This window comes from Streptomyces sp. NPDC092952 (assembly GCF_044754785.1).
Taxonomy (GTDB): domain Bacteria; phylum Actinomycetota; class Actinomycetes; order Streptomycetales; family Streptomycetaceae; genus Streptomyces.
Window position 1 is genome coordinate 383,942 of the sequence record NZ_JBIVPT010000002.1, and the last position, 14,419, is coordinate 398,360.

General features: G+C 72.6%; 12 protein-coding genes and 2 tRNA genes. 4 read left to right on the forward strand and 10 right to left on the reverse strand.

Features of this window, described 5'->3' with window-relative positions; translation table 11 throughout:
* Positions 1–30: 30 nt before the first annotated feature.
* Positions 31–1,422, reverse strand: a complete 1,392-nt coding sequence (gene tig, locus ACIQGQ_RS05680; RefSeq protein ID WP_402391051.1) for a trigger factor — start codon at positions 1,420–1,422, stop codon at positions 31–33.
* A 257-nt stretch (positions 1,423–1,679) separates the two neighbouring features.
* Positions 1,680–1,756, reverse strand: a tRNA-Pro gene (locus tag ACIQGQ_RS05685).
* A gap of 178 nt (positions 1,757–1,934) precedes the next feature.
* Between ACIQGQ_RS05685 and ACIQGQ_RS05690 the strand changes: the two genes are divergently transcribed.
* A tRNA-Gly gene (locus tag ACIQGQ_RS05690) sits at positions 1,935–2,008 on the forward strand.
* Positions 2,009–2,149: 141 nt separating this feature from the next.
* Here the strand turns inward: ACIQGQ_RS05690 and ACIQGQ_RS05695 are convergent.
* A complete protein-coding gene (locus tag ACIQGQ_RS05695) occupies positions 2,150–2,344 on the reverse strand; it encodes a hypothetical protein (RefSeq protein WP_352275316.1) in 195 nt (64 codons plus the stop codon).
* Positions 2,345–2,814: 470 nt separating this feature from the next.
* Here ACIQGQ_RS05695 and ACIQGQ_RS05700 point away from each other — a divergent pair, with 470 nt between their 5' ends.
* Positions 2,815–3,987 carry an acyltransferase family protein gene (locus tag ACIQGQ_RS05700; protein ID WP_402391054.1) on the forward strand — a complete coding sequence of 391 codons (1,173 nt, stop codon included), beginning with the start codon at positions 2,815–2,817 and terminating at the stop codon, positions 3,985–3,987.
* 37 nt (positions 3,988–4,024) lie between these two features.
* Here the strand turns inward: ACIQGQ_RS05700 and ACIQGQ_RS05705 are convergent, their stop codons facing one another.
* Genes ACIQGQ_RS05705 through ACIQGQ_RS05715 form a run of 3 tightly spaced genes read right to left on the reverse strand, consistent with a single transcriptional unit; the run spans position 4,025 to position 7,914 of the window.
* Positions 4,025–4,531, reverse strand: a complete 507-nt coding sequence (locus ACIQGQ_RS05705; RefSeq protein WP_402391056.1) for an HD domain-containing protein — start codon at positions 4,529–4,531, stop codon at positions 4,025–4,027.
* 9 nt (positions 4,532–4,540) lie between these two features.
* Positions 4,541–7,015 carry an FtsX-like permease family protein gene (locus ACIQGQ_RS05710; protein WP_402391059.1) on the reverse strand — a complete coding sequence of 825 codons (2,475 nt, stop codon included), beginning with the start codon at positions 7,013–7,015 and terminating at the stop codon, positions 4,541–4,543.
* Positions 7,015–7,914 carry an ABC transporter ATP-binding protein gene (locus ACIQGQ_RS05715; RefSeq protein WP_402391061.1) on the reverse strand — a complete coding sequence of 300 codons (900 nt, stop codon included), beginning with the start codon at positions 7,912–7,914 and terminating at the stop codon, positions 7,015–7,017. The genes ACIQGQ_RS05710 and ACIQGQ_RS05715 overlap by 1 nt, the downstream gene beginning before the upstream one ends.
* A gap of 374 nt (positions 7,915–8,288) precedes the next feature.
* Here ACIQGQ_RS05715 and ACIQGQ_RS05720 point away from each other — a divergent pair, with 374 nt between their 5' ends.
* Positions 8,289–9,494, forward strand: coding sequence for a cation:proton antiporter (locus ACIQGQ_RS05720; RefSeq protein WP_402391063.1), 1,206 nt, complete (start codon positions 8,289–8,291; stop codon positions 9,492–9,494).
* Between the two features lie 108 nt (positions 9,495–9,602).
* On the opposite strand, the gene ACIQGQ_RS05725 is transcribed toward ACIQGQ_RS05720, so the two are convergent.
* Entirely contained in the window at positions 9,603–10,748 is a 1,146-nt protein-coding gene (locus ACIQGQ_RS05725) for a PP2C family protein-serine/threonine phosphatase (protein ID WP_366290957.1), read from the reverse strand.
* A 104-nt stretch (positions 10,749–10,852) separates the two neighbouring features.
* Between ACIQGQ_RS05725 and ACIQGQ_RS05730 the strand changes: the two genes are divergently transcribed.
* Entirely contained in the window at positions 10,853–12,085 is a 1,233-nt protein-coding gene (locus tag ACIQGQ_RS05730) for a GNAT family N-acetyltransferase (protein ID WP_402391066.1), read from the forward strand.
* Between the two features lie 7 nt (positions 12,086–12,092).
* On the opposite strand, the gene ACIQGQ_RS05735 is transcribed toward ACIQGQ_RS05730, so the two are convergent.
* From ACIQGQ_RS05735 to ACIQGQ_RS05745, 3 genes are all read right to left on the reverse strand, one after another.
* Positions 12,093–12,902: an Fpg/Nei family DNA glycosylase gene (locus tag ACIQGQ_RS05735; protein ID WP_402391069.1), complete on the reverse strand. Its 810-nt coding sequence runs from the start codon at positions 12,900–12,902 to the stop codon at positions 12,093–12,095.
* A gap of 89 nt (positions 12,903–12,991) precedes the next feature.
* Entirely contained in the window at positions 12,992–13,480 is a 489-nt protein-coding gene (locus ACIQGQ_RS05740) for a ribose-5-phosphate isomerase (protein ID WP_352275330.1), read from the reverse strand.
* Positions 13,481–13,611: 131 nt separating this feature from the next.
* Positions 13,612–14,208, reverse strand: a complete 597-nt coding sequence (locus ACIQGQ_RS05745; RefSeq protein ID WP_352275332.1) for a biotin transporter BioY — start codon at positions 14,206–14,208, stop codon at positions 13,612–13,614.
* Positions 14,209–14,419: the final 211 nt, after the last annotated feature.

Below are 14,419 nucleotides of genomic sequence, written 5' to 3' on the forward strand. Positions count from 1 at the left end.
GAGCCCGTCGTACGGGGGTCAGCGCGAGGCTCAGGCCTCGGTCTTCGCCTCGGCGGCCTCGGCGGTGTCGGTGCCCTCGGCGGCCTCGACGACCTCGGTGGCCTCCTCTTCCTCGTCCTCCAGGTCGATGACCTCACCGTTGGTGTCGACGACCTTGGCGGCCTCGACGACCACGGCCAGCGCCTTGCCGCGGGCGACCTCGCCGACGAGCATCGGCACCTGGCCGCCCTCGACGACGGCCTGGGCGAACTGGTCCGGGCTCATGCCGGAGGAGGCGGCACGCCGCATGAGGTGCTCGGTGAGCTCCTCCTGGTTGACGTTGAGCTTCTCCTTGTTGACGATCTCGTCCAGGATGAACTGGGTCTTGATGCCCTTGATCGCCTGCTCGGAGGTCTCGGTGTCGAACTCCTCGGCGGTCTTGCCCTGGATCTCCAGGTACTTGTCGAGGGTCAGGCCCATCTGGCCGAGCTGGTGGTGCTCCAGGTTGTGCTTGCGGGTCTGGATCTCGTCCGCGAGCAGCTTCTCCGGGATCGGGACCTCGGCGAGCTTGAGCAGCTCGTCCAGGACACGCTCCTGGGCCTGGGTGGCCTGGTCGTACTGCTTGGTGTTCTCCAGGCGCTTGCGGCTGTCGGCCTTCAGCTCGTCGAGGGTGTCGAACTCGCTGGCCATCTGGGCGAACTCGTCGTCCAGCTCGGGCAGCTCGCGGGCGGCGACGGCGGTGACCTTGACGGTGACCTCGGCCTCCTTGCCCGCGGCGGAGCCGCCCTTCAGCTCGGAGGTGAAGGTGGCCTCGCCACCCGCCTCCAGGCCGGTCACGGCGGCGTCGATGCCGTCGAGCAGCTCGCCGGAGCCGATGGTGTACGAGACACCGTCGGCCACGCCGTCCTCCAGGACCTCGCCGTCGACCTTGGCCTGCAGGTCGATCGTCACGACGTCGCCCTCGGCAGCGGCACGCTCGACCGGGTTGGTGGAGGCGAAGCGCTCGCGGAGCTGCTCCACGGCCTTCTCGATGTCCTCGTCGCTGACCTCGAGGGCGTCGACGGTGACCTCGATGCCGGAGTAGTCCGGAATCTCGATCTCGGGGCGTACGTCAACCTCGGCGGTGAAGGCCAGCAGCTCGCCGTCCTTCAGCTCGGTGATGTCGACCTCCGGCTGGCCGAGGACGTTGAGCTCGCCCTCGTTGACGGCCTCGGTGTAGAACTTCGGGAGGGCGTCGTTGACGGCCTCCTCCAGCACCGCACCGCGGCCGAAGCGCTGGTCGATGACCCGGGCAGGGATCTTGTCCTTGCGGAAGCCCTTCACCGTGACCTGCTGGTTGATCTTCTTGTACGCCGCGTCGAGGCTGTCCTTGAGCTCCTCGAAGGGCACCTCGACAGTGAGCCGAACCCGGGTCGGGTTCAGGGTCTCCACGGCGCTCTTCACGGTTCGGTCTCCTTGGTGGCTGACTTCTTGGGGTTCTGCTCCGCCGCACGGTTCGGCGGCTTCGCGGACCGAGCCCGGTACATCAGACACACGGGCACGCATTTTGCATAGTAACGGCAAGGAGTCGGACTCCCGCAACGCGCTCCGCCCTCGGCCGACGCATCGTGCGGCCCGCCCCGGCGCGCTGTTTCCGGGGCCGTCCCGGTTCCGCGTCCCGCCGGCGGTACCGCCGCGCGGTGGTTCCTGGTCGTGCCGGTTGGTCGGGGTGGCCGGATTCGAACCGACGACCTTCCGCTCCCAAAGCGGACGCGCTACCAAGCTGCGCCACACCCCGTCGGTGCGACACGTAGGGTACATGCAGCGGGGCGGTGCGTCGGCCGCTTTGCGCGGGCCGCACCGAAGCCGTCACCGACGGCGGTGCCGGGTCTCCGGCCGCGGGGTGTGCGCGCAGCGTCCGCGACCCGCTACGATGCTTCACGTGCCGTCGGCCCCCGGGCCTGCGGCGCGGCTGTGCGGGCGTAGCTCAATGGTAGAGCCCTAGTCTTCCAAACTAGCTACGCGGGTTCGATTCCCGTCGCCCGCTCCACGACTGGGCCCGGTCCGGCGAATTCCTCGCCGGACCGGGCCTTTCGCATTCCCGCACGCGCACCGGGACCGCACACGAAAGAACCGGGCGCTCACGGGCCGGTCGCCCGTGAGCCCGGTTCGCACGGGCCGCGGAGTGGCGTCAGAAGGAGAGCTGGCTGACGGTCTGCGCTATCGAGTCCAGGAAACGCTGGATAGACGGCGCCATGCCGCTGGACGCCAGGAAGAAGCCGAAGAGCACGGCGACGACCGCCGGTCCGGCCTTGAGGGAACCGCCTCTGATCAGCACGACCAGGATGATCGCCAACATCAACACCACAGACAGCGAAATGGCCACGTCTGATCACACCTTCGGTCGGTCCGCCTTGCCGGCCCGGAGAGATGCGGCGCGGCACCCCTCCGTCCGGTCCATCGTGCCACCAACTCCCCATGGGTCGCTGCCGGGTGACGGATCGGAGTGACCGGTTCTCGCCATTCCCCGCGCCCCGCGCGCACCAGGGGCGCACCGCCGCACGGGAGGGGCGCGCAGCCACCTCCGACGTCACGCGTGAACGGCCGGACAAGAGGTTTCGACGGACTTCCATTGTGACGATTTCCATACCCGCACACTTCGTTCACAGGCAATTCCAAGATTCAAGTGCGATTAGATTCACGTCGCACAGAACCCTGCCGATATGCCCCATTTAAGCGGGATGAATCGGTGCATAGCGGCCGGTAAATGGCTGTTTCGCTTTCGAGGGGACGGAGTCAGATCAATATCCCCGAGCGGTTTTACGAATTCCGATCCCGGCGTCTAAGGTGACTGGAATGTTCCACGCTCCGAACGTATTCCAGCGGGCCCAGATCCCACCGGCGCACCAAGGGTCGGAGCCCGGAGGCAGAGGTGCGGCGACCGCCGTCGCGACACCCCCCACGCAGGTGGGACCGTCCGGGAAGGTGGCGAACGAGCCTCCGGCGGGCGCACCGGCGAAACGGCGCGAGGCCTACTTCGACAACGTGAAATACCTGGCCATCGTGCTGGTCGCGGTGGCCCACTCATGGGAACCGGTGATGGACGGCAGCCGGACCGTCCGCGCGCTCTACATGGTGGCGTACACCTTCCACATGCCGGCGTTCATCATCATCTCCGGCTACTTCTCCCGTTCCTTCGACATGTCCGCGGCCAAGGTGAAACGCCTGGTCACCGGGGTCGCCCTGCCCTACGTCGTGTTCGAGACGGCGTACTCGCTGTTCAGGTGGTACGCGGGCGACACCGGCGACATGGAGATCAGCCTGCTCGACCCCTGGTACCTCACGTGGTTCCTGGTCGCGCTCTTCATCTGGCGGCTCACCACCCCGATCTGGCAGGCGCTGCGCCATCCGCTGCCGGTGGCGCTGGTGATCGCCGTGCTCGCCTCCTTCTCCCCCTCGATCGGCGACGACCTGGACCTCCAGCGGGTCCTGCAGTTCCTGCCGTTCTTCGTGCTGGGGCTCCGGCTGCGCCCCGAGCACTTCCGGCTGGTGCACCGGCGCGAGGTGCGGATGTTCGCCGTCCCGCTCTTCGCCGGGGCCGTGGCCCTCGCGTACTGGGCGGCGCCCCGGATGCAGCTGGGCTGGTTCTACCGCAGCAACAGCGCCCAGGAGTTGGACGCGCCCTGGTGGTCGGGGGCGGTGATGACGCTGCTGATGTTCTGCGCCGCGCTGCTGCTCACCATCGGGTTCCTGGCCTGGGTGCCGCGCCGCCACATGTGGTTCACGGTGCTCGGCGCCGGGACGATCTGCGGTTATCTGCTGCACGGCTTCCTGATCAAGGGCGCCGGGTACGCGGGCGTGTTCGACGCCTACGACTGGCTGGCGGAGCCCGCCGGGCTGGTCCTGGTCTCCGTGGTCGCCGCCGTGGCGGTGACGCTGATGTGCACGCCGCCGGTGCGGCGGGCGCTGCGGCCGGTGACGGAACCGGACCTGGACCGGGCGTTCCGGAAGGACTCCGCCCGGCGCTGAACCGGTCGGCCGGGACCGGACGGTTCAGCGCCGGGGGTCAGGACTTCGCCGTGTTGGCTTGATCCGATCGGTCGATGGGCGATTCGTCCGGAGTGAGCCCGAGCAGTCTCCGCACCCGTGCGTATTTCTCGGTCAGCCGGGTACGGGTCGCCGGTTCCAGTACGGCGAGGCGGGCCGGGTCCGCGTTGTGGGCCAGGTCCGCCTCCTTGACCAGCAGGGCTCCCGGGGTGTCCAGGATGCGCCGGGTGTACGCGGAGAGGTCCTCGCCGTCCCGTTTGGAGACGGCGAGGACCATGTCCTTCACCCGCTGGGGCAGGGCCGCTTCGGCCAGCCACCGCTCCGACAGCGCGTCGTCCTCGACCGCGTCGTGCAGCCAGGCCGCGGCGATCTGTTCCTCGCTGCCGCCCCGGGCCCGTACCCCCTCCGCGACGGCGGCGAGGTGTTCGGTGTACGGGCGGCCCGCCTTGTCGCGCTGGTGGGCATGGGCCTCGCGGGCGATCGCCTCGACCTCGGCCAGGGTCAGCTGGGGGCGCGATGTGGTCATGCCCGGACTCTACGGCCGGGCGTCCGCCGTCCGCAGGGCCGCCCGGGCCGGGAGCAGCATGGCGGCGAGGCCGAGGCCGACCGTCGCGGCGACGAAGGTCCCGTACAGCAGCGGCGGGATGTACGGGTCCTCGCCGGTCAGGCCCCTCATCATCGGGAAGAGCGTGGCCAGCGCGATGGCCGTGCCGAGGACGGCGCCGGCCACCGTGACCAGCAGCGCCTCCCAGCGGATCATGCCCAGGACCTGGCGGCGGGTGGTGCCGACCATGCGCAGCACGGTCAGTTCGCGGCGGCGGTCGAGGATGGTCATCACCAGGGTGTTCACGGCGGCGACGGCCGCGAATCCGCCGAGCACGGCGGCCATGACGGTGTTGGCCCAGGCGTTCAGTTCGCGGGCCTCGTCCTGTGCGGCGGCGTAGCCGGTGGCCTCGGTGACGGTGCCGAGCGCGGCGAGTCCCTCCGCGCCGGCCGGGGTGGCGCGGACCAGGACCTCGGAGGCGTACGGCGCGGTCACGCGGCCGGTGAGGTCGGCGGCGGGGAAGGTGAGGAGGCTGGTGCCGAGGCCGCGTCCGTAGACCGCGACGACCCGCGGCCGCGCCGGGGTGCCGTCCGGGAGGCGCAGGGCGAGCCGGTCGCCGGTGCGGACGCCCGCGGTGTCGGCGAGCGTGGTGTCGACGGCGACGGTCCCGGGCCGCAGGGCCGTGAGGGAGCCGGTCCGGACGTCGAGGTCCTGGACCTTCGCGAGGTGTGCGCCGGTGCCGATGACGCCCTGCGCGGGGACGGTCTGGAGCTGTGGTCCGGGACCGGCGGAGACCAGTACGGAGGTGCGGAGCAGGCCGACCGCGGTGGTGACGCCGGGGGTGGCGGCGGCCCGCGCGGTGGCGTCGGAGGCGAGTCCGGCGGGGGCGGTGACGATGTGGTCGGCGGTGATCGCGTCGCGCTGCTGGTGGGCGGTGACGCGCTCCTGGCTGGTCTGCATGAAGACGAGCGTGGACGCGAAGGCCATGGCGAGGACGATCGGGGTGATCGCGGAGGCCAGTCGGCGGGAGTTGGCGCTGGAGTTGGCGGCGGCCAGCGAGCCGGGGGCGCCGGCGGCGCGCAGCGCGAGTCCGAGGACGGCGGCGCAGGCCCGGGCGATGACCGGGCCGAGCAGCCCGACCGCGAGCATGAAGAGCATGACGACGCCGAGGGCCGCGTTGGCGGAGTCGCCGCCGGAGGTGCTGGCGGCGACTCCGGCGAGGACCCCGCCGCCGATCAGGGCGAGGACGCCGACGGGGGTGCGGACCGGGCCGAACGCGGAGCGTTCCACGGCGGTCTCGGCGAGGGCGAGTCCGGGCTTCATCCGGGCGGGGCGCCGGGCGGCGAGGAATCCGGCGCCCACCGCGGTGAGCAGCGACAGCGCGACGGCGGCGGCGAACGGCATCCAGGAGATCTGCAGGCCGACGGAGTCGAGGACGGCGCCCCGGTCCTGGAGCTGGCCGAACCACCAGCCGGCCAGGGCGGTGCCGGGGAGGCAGCCGAGCGCTCCGGCGAGCGGGGCGACGAGGAGCGCCTCCGTGGCGATGGTGCGGCGCAGCTGGCGCGGGGTGGCGCCGATGGCGCGCAGCAGGGCGTACTCGCGGCCGCGCTGGCCGACGGCGAGGGCGACGGTGCCGGCCGCGGTCATGACGGCGACCAGGGTGGCGACGGTGCCGAAGGAGACGCTGAGCCCGAAGAGGAGTTCCTTGGTGGAGGCGAGTGCCGGGGTCTCGACGGCGCCCCGGTCGTCGCCGGTGTGGACCTGGGCGGTGGCGGTGCGGCCCACGGAGTCGCGCACGTGGCCGGCGAGCGCGGTGGCGGCGGTGCCCGGGGCGGCGAACACGGCGACGGCGTCGACCCGGCCGGGGTGGCCGGAGAGCCGTACGGCCTGGTGGTCGGTGAACCAGGCGGTGCCGGGGGCGGCGGCGGTGCCGGAGACCCGGAACGCGCGGGGGCCGGCGGGGGTGTCGAGGGTGACGCGGTCGCCGGTGCGGGCCTTGCCGCCGGCGGGGAGGACGACCTCGCCGGTGCGGGGCGCGGTGCCGTCGGCGAGCGTGGCGCCGGTGAGGACGGCGGAGCCCCAGCCGTGGGCGGTGAGGGGGGTGCCGTCCTGGCGTACGGGGTAGGTGACGTCGCCGATCGCACCGGCCGCGCCGGGGGCGTGCGCGGCCTTGGCGACCAGGGTCTCGGGCAGCCGGGCGGTGTCCGGGATCAGGACGTCGGTGGTCTCCTCGCTCTCGCCCCGGTCGACCTTCAGGTGGATCTGCTGGTCGGCGGCGACCACCACGGGGGCCTTGGCGTAGCGGTCGGCCGGGACCGAGGCGCGCAGGCCGGTCTCCAGGAGGATGCCGCAGGCGGAGGCGATGGCGGCGGCCAGCAGGAGCGCGACGAAGGTCCCGGCGAACGAGGAGGGTTTGAACCGGACGGCGGCGCGGGCGAGACCGTTCGGGGCGTGCGGGGTGAGCATCAGGCAGCCGCTCCTGCGGGGCCGGGGGCGGTACGGGCGGTCAGTCCGGTCATCCGGGCGGCGATCCGGTCGGCGCCGGAGCGCGGCAGCCGGTCGGCGATCGCGCCGTCGGCGAGGAAGAGGACCTGGTCGGCGTAGGACGCGGCGACGGGGTCGTGGGTGACCATGACGACGGTGGCGCCGAGCTGGTCCACCGCGTTGCGCAGCAGGGCGAGGATCTCGGCGGCCGTGGTGGTGTCGAGGGCGCCGGTCGGCTCGTCGGCGAAGACCACGTCGGGCCGGGTGACCAGGGCGCGGGCGACGGCGACGCGCTGCTGCTGGCCGCCGGAGAGCTGGGCGGGGCGGCGGCCGCCCTTGTCGCCGAGGCCGACCCGGGCGAGGATCTCGGCGGCCTCGCGGCGGCCGCGCGCCGAGCGGGTGCGCTGTCCGGCCAGGCGCATGGGCAGGACGACGTTCTGCTCGACCGTCAGCGACGGCAGCAGGTTGAAGGACTGGAAGACGAAGCCGAGGCGGGTGCGGCGCAGTTCGGTGAGCCGGTTCTCGCTCATGCCGGTGATCTCGGTGCCGCCGAGGCGTACCGAGCCCCCGGTGGGGCGGTCGAGTCCGGCCGCGCACTGGAGGAAGGTCGACTTCCCGGAGCCGGAGGGGCCCATCACGGCGGTGAAGGAGGCGCGCGGGAGGGCGAGGTCGATGCCGCGCAGCGCGTGGACGGTGGCGCCGCCCCGGCCGTACTGCCGGCGCACACCGCGCAGTTCGACGGCGAGGTCGGCGGCGCGGCCCGTGGCGCGGGTGTCCTGGACGCCGACGGGACCCCACGCGTCCGTGGTGCCGGTCCCGTGGTGGAGGTCCGCCGGGTACCGCCCGTCCTGCCCGCGCCGCCTGGTGGCTCGCAGCCCCATGTCGTCCGCCTTCCGTTGCTTGTGCGCTCGTCGGCCGAGCGGCCGTTTCGTCGGCCCTTTCGGCCGTACTCCGAACCTATGGAGCGGAGGGGGTCGCGGGACATGGCGGCTGCTGGCGGATCCGGGGTGGGGAAAACCCCAGGTGTCGCCGGGGGACGGCCGACGGAACGGGGACGGGACCGGGGTCCGCGGTGCCGGAGGGGCGTGGGAGCACCAGGGGTTCGCGCGGGGTCGGGGAGGGATCGAGCAGAGTTCTGGACGGGGGGATAGTTGCAACGTCAATCGTTCGGTAAACTAATTACTGACACTTTCTTGACGCTCTCTTGACCAAGTGAAGGATCGGGCTCATCGGACACGCAGACACGCTCATCGCCATGGGCGGCGCCTTCCTGGCCGCCGCTGTTCTCGCCCGCGTCGGCAGCCGCATCGGACTGCCGACCATCCCCCTCTTCATCCTGGCCGGAATCCTGCTCGGCCCGCACACCCCCGGCATCGTCCTCGTCGCCGATCCGCACGAGCTGGAGATGCTCTCCGCGCTCGGCCTGGTACTGCTGCTCTTCTACCTCGGTCTCGAGTTCCATCTCGACGACCTCAAGACCGGCGGCCGCAAGATGGCGATCGCCGGCGGCACCTATCTCGCCCTGAACGTCGGCGCCGGGCTCGGCTTCGGCTTCGCGCTGGGCTGGGGCACATCCGAGGCGCTGGTCCTCGCCGGGGTGCTCGGCATCTCCTCGTCGGCGATCGTCACCAAGGTCCTGGTCGACCTGGGCCGGATCGGCAACCCCGAGACCAAGCCGATCCTCGGCATCATCGTGGTCGAGGACGTCTTCCTCGCCCTGTACCTGGCCGCCCTCCAGCCCATCCTGTCCGGCGCCGACAGCCTCTCCTCCGCGGCGGTCGACGGCGGCAAGGCCTTCGGCTTCCTGCTGCTGCTCGCGCTCGCCGCCCGCTTCGGCACCCGGGTCATCGGCAAGCTGATCAACACCCGGGACGACGAGCTGCTGGTCATCTCCTTCCTCGGCGCCGCCGTGCTGGTGGCGGGGATCTCGGAGTGGTTCGGGGTCGCGGACGCGATCGGCGCCTTCATGGTCGGCCTGATGCTCGGCAGCACCACCTCCGGCGAACGCATCCTGAAGCTGGTCCATCCGCTGCGGGACGCCTTCGGCGCGATCTTCTTCTTCGCCTTCGGGCTCTCCATCGACCCCGGCGACCTGCCGGTCGTGTTCTGGCCGGTGCTGGCCGCCGTCGCGGTGACCCTGGTCATGAACGTCCTGGCCGGTCTCGCCGCCGCGAAGGTCTACTCCTTCGGCCCGCAGGCCACCGCGAACATCTCCACCACGCTGGTGGCGCGCGGCGAGTTCGCCCTGATCCTCGCCACGATGGCGGCGGCCGCCGGGCTGGACGAGCGGCTCTCCCCGTTCATCGCGGGCTATGTGCTGCTGCTCGCCGTACTGGCTCCGCTGGCCGCCGGGCGCTCGCACTGGCTGGCCCGCATCCTGCCGGGCGGCCGCGACCGCGACCGGGGCAGCGGGAACGGCGCCGGCGAGGACGCCGCCGAACCACTCGCGGTACGGGCCTGAGCCTGCCCGGCGGTCACCTCGCACCCGCGGCCCGGTCGCGGGCACGGCCCCAGCGCCGTGTCCGGACCGGGCCGTACGCGGGACGGACCGGGGCGTGCGTACGAGGGCTCAGGCCCGGCGCGACAGGAGGAGCAGCGCCCGGTCGTCGTTGACGTCCTTGGCGCAGGCCTCGATCAGATGCCAGGCCGCGCCCTCGAAGCCGGTGGCGACGTAGCGGTCGGCCTCGCCGGTCAGCCGGTCGATGCCCTCGGCGATGTCCCGGTCCGATGCCTCGACCAGGCCGTCCGTGAAGAGCATCAGGACGTCGCCGGGGGCCAGCGAGCCCTTCACGGCGTCGAACTCGGCCCCGTCGTACACCCCGAGCAGCGGGCCCTCGGCGGCCATCTCCTCCCACTGGCCGCTGCCCGCGTGGAGCTGGAGGGCGGGCGGGTGGCCGGCCGAGAGCAGTTCGTAGTCGCCCGATTCCAGGTCCAGCACCAGATGGATCGAGGTGGCGAAGCCCTCGTCCCAGTCCTGGCGCAGCAGATAGCCGTTTGCCGCCGGGAGGAAGCCGTGCGGCGGCAGCGAGCCGAGCAGCCCGCCGAAGGCCCCGGAGAGCAGCAGGGCGCGGGAGCCCGCGTCCATGCCCTTGCCGGAGACGTCGGTGAGCACGGCCTCCAGGGTCCGTCCGCCGTTGGTGCGGGCGGCGACGACGAAGTCCCCGGAGAAGGACTGACCGCCCGCCGGGCGCAGCGCCATCTCGCGGTGCCAGCCCTGCGGCAGCCGGGGCAGGGCGCTCTGGACGCGAATGCGTTCGCGGAGGTCGAAGAGCATGGTGCCGCCGCGCCGCCACGGCACCCCGACCCGGGCCCGGAACTGCGCGAGGACCAGCCCGAACAGGCCGCAGGCGGCGACCACCAGGACGATGCCCGGGGTCACCCGGGCCGCGCCGTCCTTGTAGGGCCCCAGCACGGCCGACTCCACGATCAGGGCCGTGGCGGCGGTCGCGTACAGCCCGAGCAGGCTGGCCGGGCGCAGCAGCAGACCGCCCGCGACGATCGGCAGCACGAGCGCGGCCGGGGAGCACCAGAGGGGCTGGAGGAGAGTGGCGACGGTGATCGCGGGAATGGTCAGCATCAGGCCGGCCAGGGCGATCCAGTCCGATCCGTCGCCCCGGAAGTAGTCGACCCCGGATCTGCGCAGCGTGATGCGTACCCGGTGCGCCGATTTCCGCAATCGGGCCGGGTACGTCTCTGCTCCCGCGCGACGTGCCATTGCGGGGACCTTATCTACCCGGCCGCCCGAGGTGGAGGGGTACCCCGTGGCAATGCGTTCGAAATCGGTTCGCTCCGCCGTCGAAGCCCTGGTAGGCATGGCCCATGACTACTGAGCTCCGCGTACTGCGTCCGTCCGAATGGAACCAATGGTTCGACTGCCTGGAGCTGGCGTTCGGAGGCGTCCCGGAGTCGCCGGAGGAGCGTGGGCTGTTCCAGGAGCTGACCGAGCCGGAGCGTTCGCTCGGCATCTGGGACGGTGACGACGTGGTCGGCACGGCGGGGGCGTTCAGCTTCCGGGTGGCGGTGCCGGGCGGAGCGGTGGTGCCCGCGGCGGGGATCACGATGGTGAGCGTCGCCTCCACGCACCGCAGGCGCGGGCTGCTGACCTCGATGATGCGCCGCCAGCTGGACGACATCCGGGCGCTGGGCGAGCCGTTCGCCGTGCTGACGGCCTCGGAGCCGGTGATCTACGGCCGGTTCGGCTACGGCGCGGCCTCGCGGCAGATGTCGCTGACGATCGAGAAGGACCGGGTCCGGCTGGAGGTGCCGCCGGGCACGGACTCGGTGCGGCTGCGCCGCGCGAAGCCGGACGAGGCGCTCGCGGCCTGCGAGAGCGTGTACGCGCGGCTGGTGCCGGGCCGTCCCGGCATTCCGGCCCACGGGCCCGGCTGGGAGCGCAAGCCGATGGTCGACCCGGCCGAGCACCGGCAGGGCGCCTCGCCCCAGCAGTGCGTGCTGGCGGAGCTGGACGGGCAGGTCGTCGGCTATGTGAACTACCGCCTCAAGCCCGCGTGGGAGCCGTCCGGCCCCAAGGGAACCGTCGAGGTGAACGACCTCCAGGCGCTGGACCCGGCGGCGTACGCGGCGCTGTGGCGGTTCGTCCTCGACATCGACCTGATGACGACGGTGGTGGCCCGCAACCGCCCGGTCGACGACCCGGTCCTGCACCTGGTGTCGGACACCCGGCGGTGCAACATCCTGGTCCGCGACTGCCTCCATGTCCGGCTGGTGGAGCTGGGGGCGGCGCTGGAGGCGCGGACCTACCGGGGCCCGCTGGACGTGGTGCTCGACGTGGAGGACGCGTTCTGCCCCTGGAACGCCGGGCGCTGGCGGCTGACCGCGGACGCGAAGGGCGTCGCGACCTGCCGCCGGACCGAGGCCCCGGCCGACCTGGCGCTCTCGGTGCGGGAGCTGGGCTCGGCGTATCTGGGCGGCGAGGCGCTGAGCGCGCTGGCCGGGGCCGGGCGGGTGCGGGAGCTGACCCCGGGCGCGCTGGCGGAGACCTCGGCGGCCTTCCACTCCGACATCGCGCCCTGGCTGCCCCGGGGATTCTGAGTACGGCTCAGGCTGCCTGGCAGCCGGGGCACCAGAAGAGGTTGCGGGCGGCGAGGTCGGCGGTGCGGATCTCGCCGCCGCAGATGTGGCAGGACTGGCGGGCGCGGCGGTAGACGTACACCTCGCCGCCGTGGTCGTCGACGCGCGGCGGGCGGCCCATCGCCTCGGGCAGGTGCTCGGGGCGGACGGTGTCGATCCGGTTGTTCCGTGCGCCCTCGCGCATCAGGGCCACCAGGTCCGCCCAGACCGCGTCCCATTCGGCGCGGGTGAGGTCCCTGCCGGGCCGGTACGGGTCGATGCCGTGCCGGAAGAGCACCTCGGCGCGGTAGACGTTGCCGACGCCCGCGACGACCTTCTGGTCCATCAGCAGGGCGGCGACGGTGATCCGGCTGCGGGAGATCCGCCGCCAGGCCCGCTCGCCGTCCTCGTCGGTGCGCAGCGGGTCCGGGCCGAGGCGGTCGTGTATCGCGCGCTTCTCCGGCTCGGTGAGCAGGGCGCAGGCGGTCGGGCCGCGCAGGTCCGCGTGGTGTTCCTCGTTGAGCAGCCGCAGCCGGACCGTGTCGGTGGGCGGCGGGGCCGGGACCGTGCCGAAGCCGAGCTTGCCGAAGAGGCCCAGGTGGATGTGGACCCAGCCGGTGTCCCCGAAGCCGAGGAAGAGGTGCTTGCCGTGGGCGTCGACCCCGGTGAGGGGCAGCCCGTCGAGCAGCGCGGCACCGGCGGCGAACCTGCCCTGCGGGCTGCTCACCCGCACCGGCCGTCCGGCGAAGCGCTCCTCGTGGTCGGCGGCGAGGCGGTGGATGGTGTGTCCCTCGGGCACGGCGGCGGCTGCTCCTCGGTTCCTTGCGGGCGGGTACGGAAACGGCTGTGCCGCCGGGGGCTGCCCGGCGGCACAGGAGGTCGGTGGGCTCAGCCCTGCTGCGGGTGGTGGGCCGGGATCGGGGGGAGCTCGCCGGTCGTCTCGTACGCCGTCAGCATCTCGATGCGGCGGGTGTGGCGCTCCTCGTTCGAGTACGGCGTGGCGAGGAAGATCTCGACGAACCTGGTGGACTCCTCCACCGGGTGCATCCGGCCGCCGATGGCGATCACGTTGGCGTTGTTGTGCTCGCGGCCCAGGGCGGCGGTCTGCTCGCTCCAGGCCAGCGCGGCGCGGACGCCCTTGACCTTGTTGGCGGCGATCTGCTCGCCGTTGCCGGAGCCGCCGATCACGATGCCGAGGCTCTCCGGGTCCGCGGCCGTCCGCTCGGCGGCACGGAGGCAGAACGGCGGGTAGTCGTCCTGGGCGTCGTAGATGTGGGGTCCGCAGTCGACGGCCTCGTGGCCCTGGGCCGTGAGCCACTCGACGAGGTGGTTCTTGAGTTCATAGCCGGCATGGTCCGAGCCGAGGTACACGCGCATGCATCCGAGTGTGGCACGTGCGGCGCGCACCGGCCGCCATCGGGGTCCGTGACCGGGCCCGTACGGACGGCGAGGGCCCGCCGTCCGCGATCGTCCACGCGGTCCGGCGGGCCCTCGTACGGGCGGGGGCGTCAGCCCCGGCGGCCGGCCAGCTTCCAGGCGGCGGGGAGCGCGCCCATGGCGAGCGCGGCCTTCAGCGCGTCGCCGATGAGGAACGGCACCAGGCCGGCCGCGATCGCGGCACTCGCCGACATGCCGGTGGCGAGGGCCAGGTAGGGGACACCGACCGCGTAGATGATCGCGGAGCCCAGCACCATCGTGCCCGCGGTGCGCAGCACGGAGCGGTCTCCGCCCCGGCGGGCGAGGCCGCCGACCACGGCGGCGGCGAGCAGCATGCCGAGGACGTAGCCGAAGGAGGGGAAGCCCATGCCGGAGGTGCCCTCGGAGAACCACGGCATGCCCGCCATGCCGACCAGCGCGTAGACCGCGAGGGAGAGGAAGCCCCGGCGGGCGCCGAGCGCGGTGCCGACCAGGAGCGCGGCGAAGGTCTGGCCGGTGACCGGGACCGGGGAGCCGGGGACCGGGACGGCGATCTGGGCGGCTATGCCGGTGAGCGCGGCACCGCCGAGGACCAGGGCCGTGTCGACGGCGTAGCGGTGCCGGGCGGCGGGGAGCAGGTCGGCGAGGACCGCTCCGGTGCGGGCAGGGGCGGCGGCAGCAGTGCTCATCGGGACTCCGCGGGGGTGAGGGCAGACGGGGACAGATTGAGCCCGACGTTAGCCCACGGGTTAACGCCCGATCACCATCCGTGGCCCACAAAGCGCTGTCGGAGCGGTTGGTGGGGTCTGCACAAAGAGGGTCGTTCAACCGCGTGGCGGCGTGATGATCGTCACTGGAGGTGGGGGCGGATCGACCCCGGTCCGACGCGGGGCGACGTCC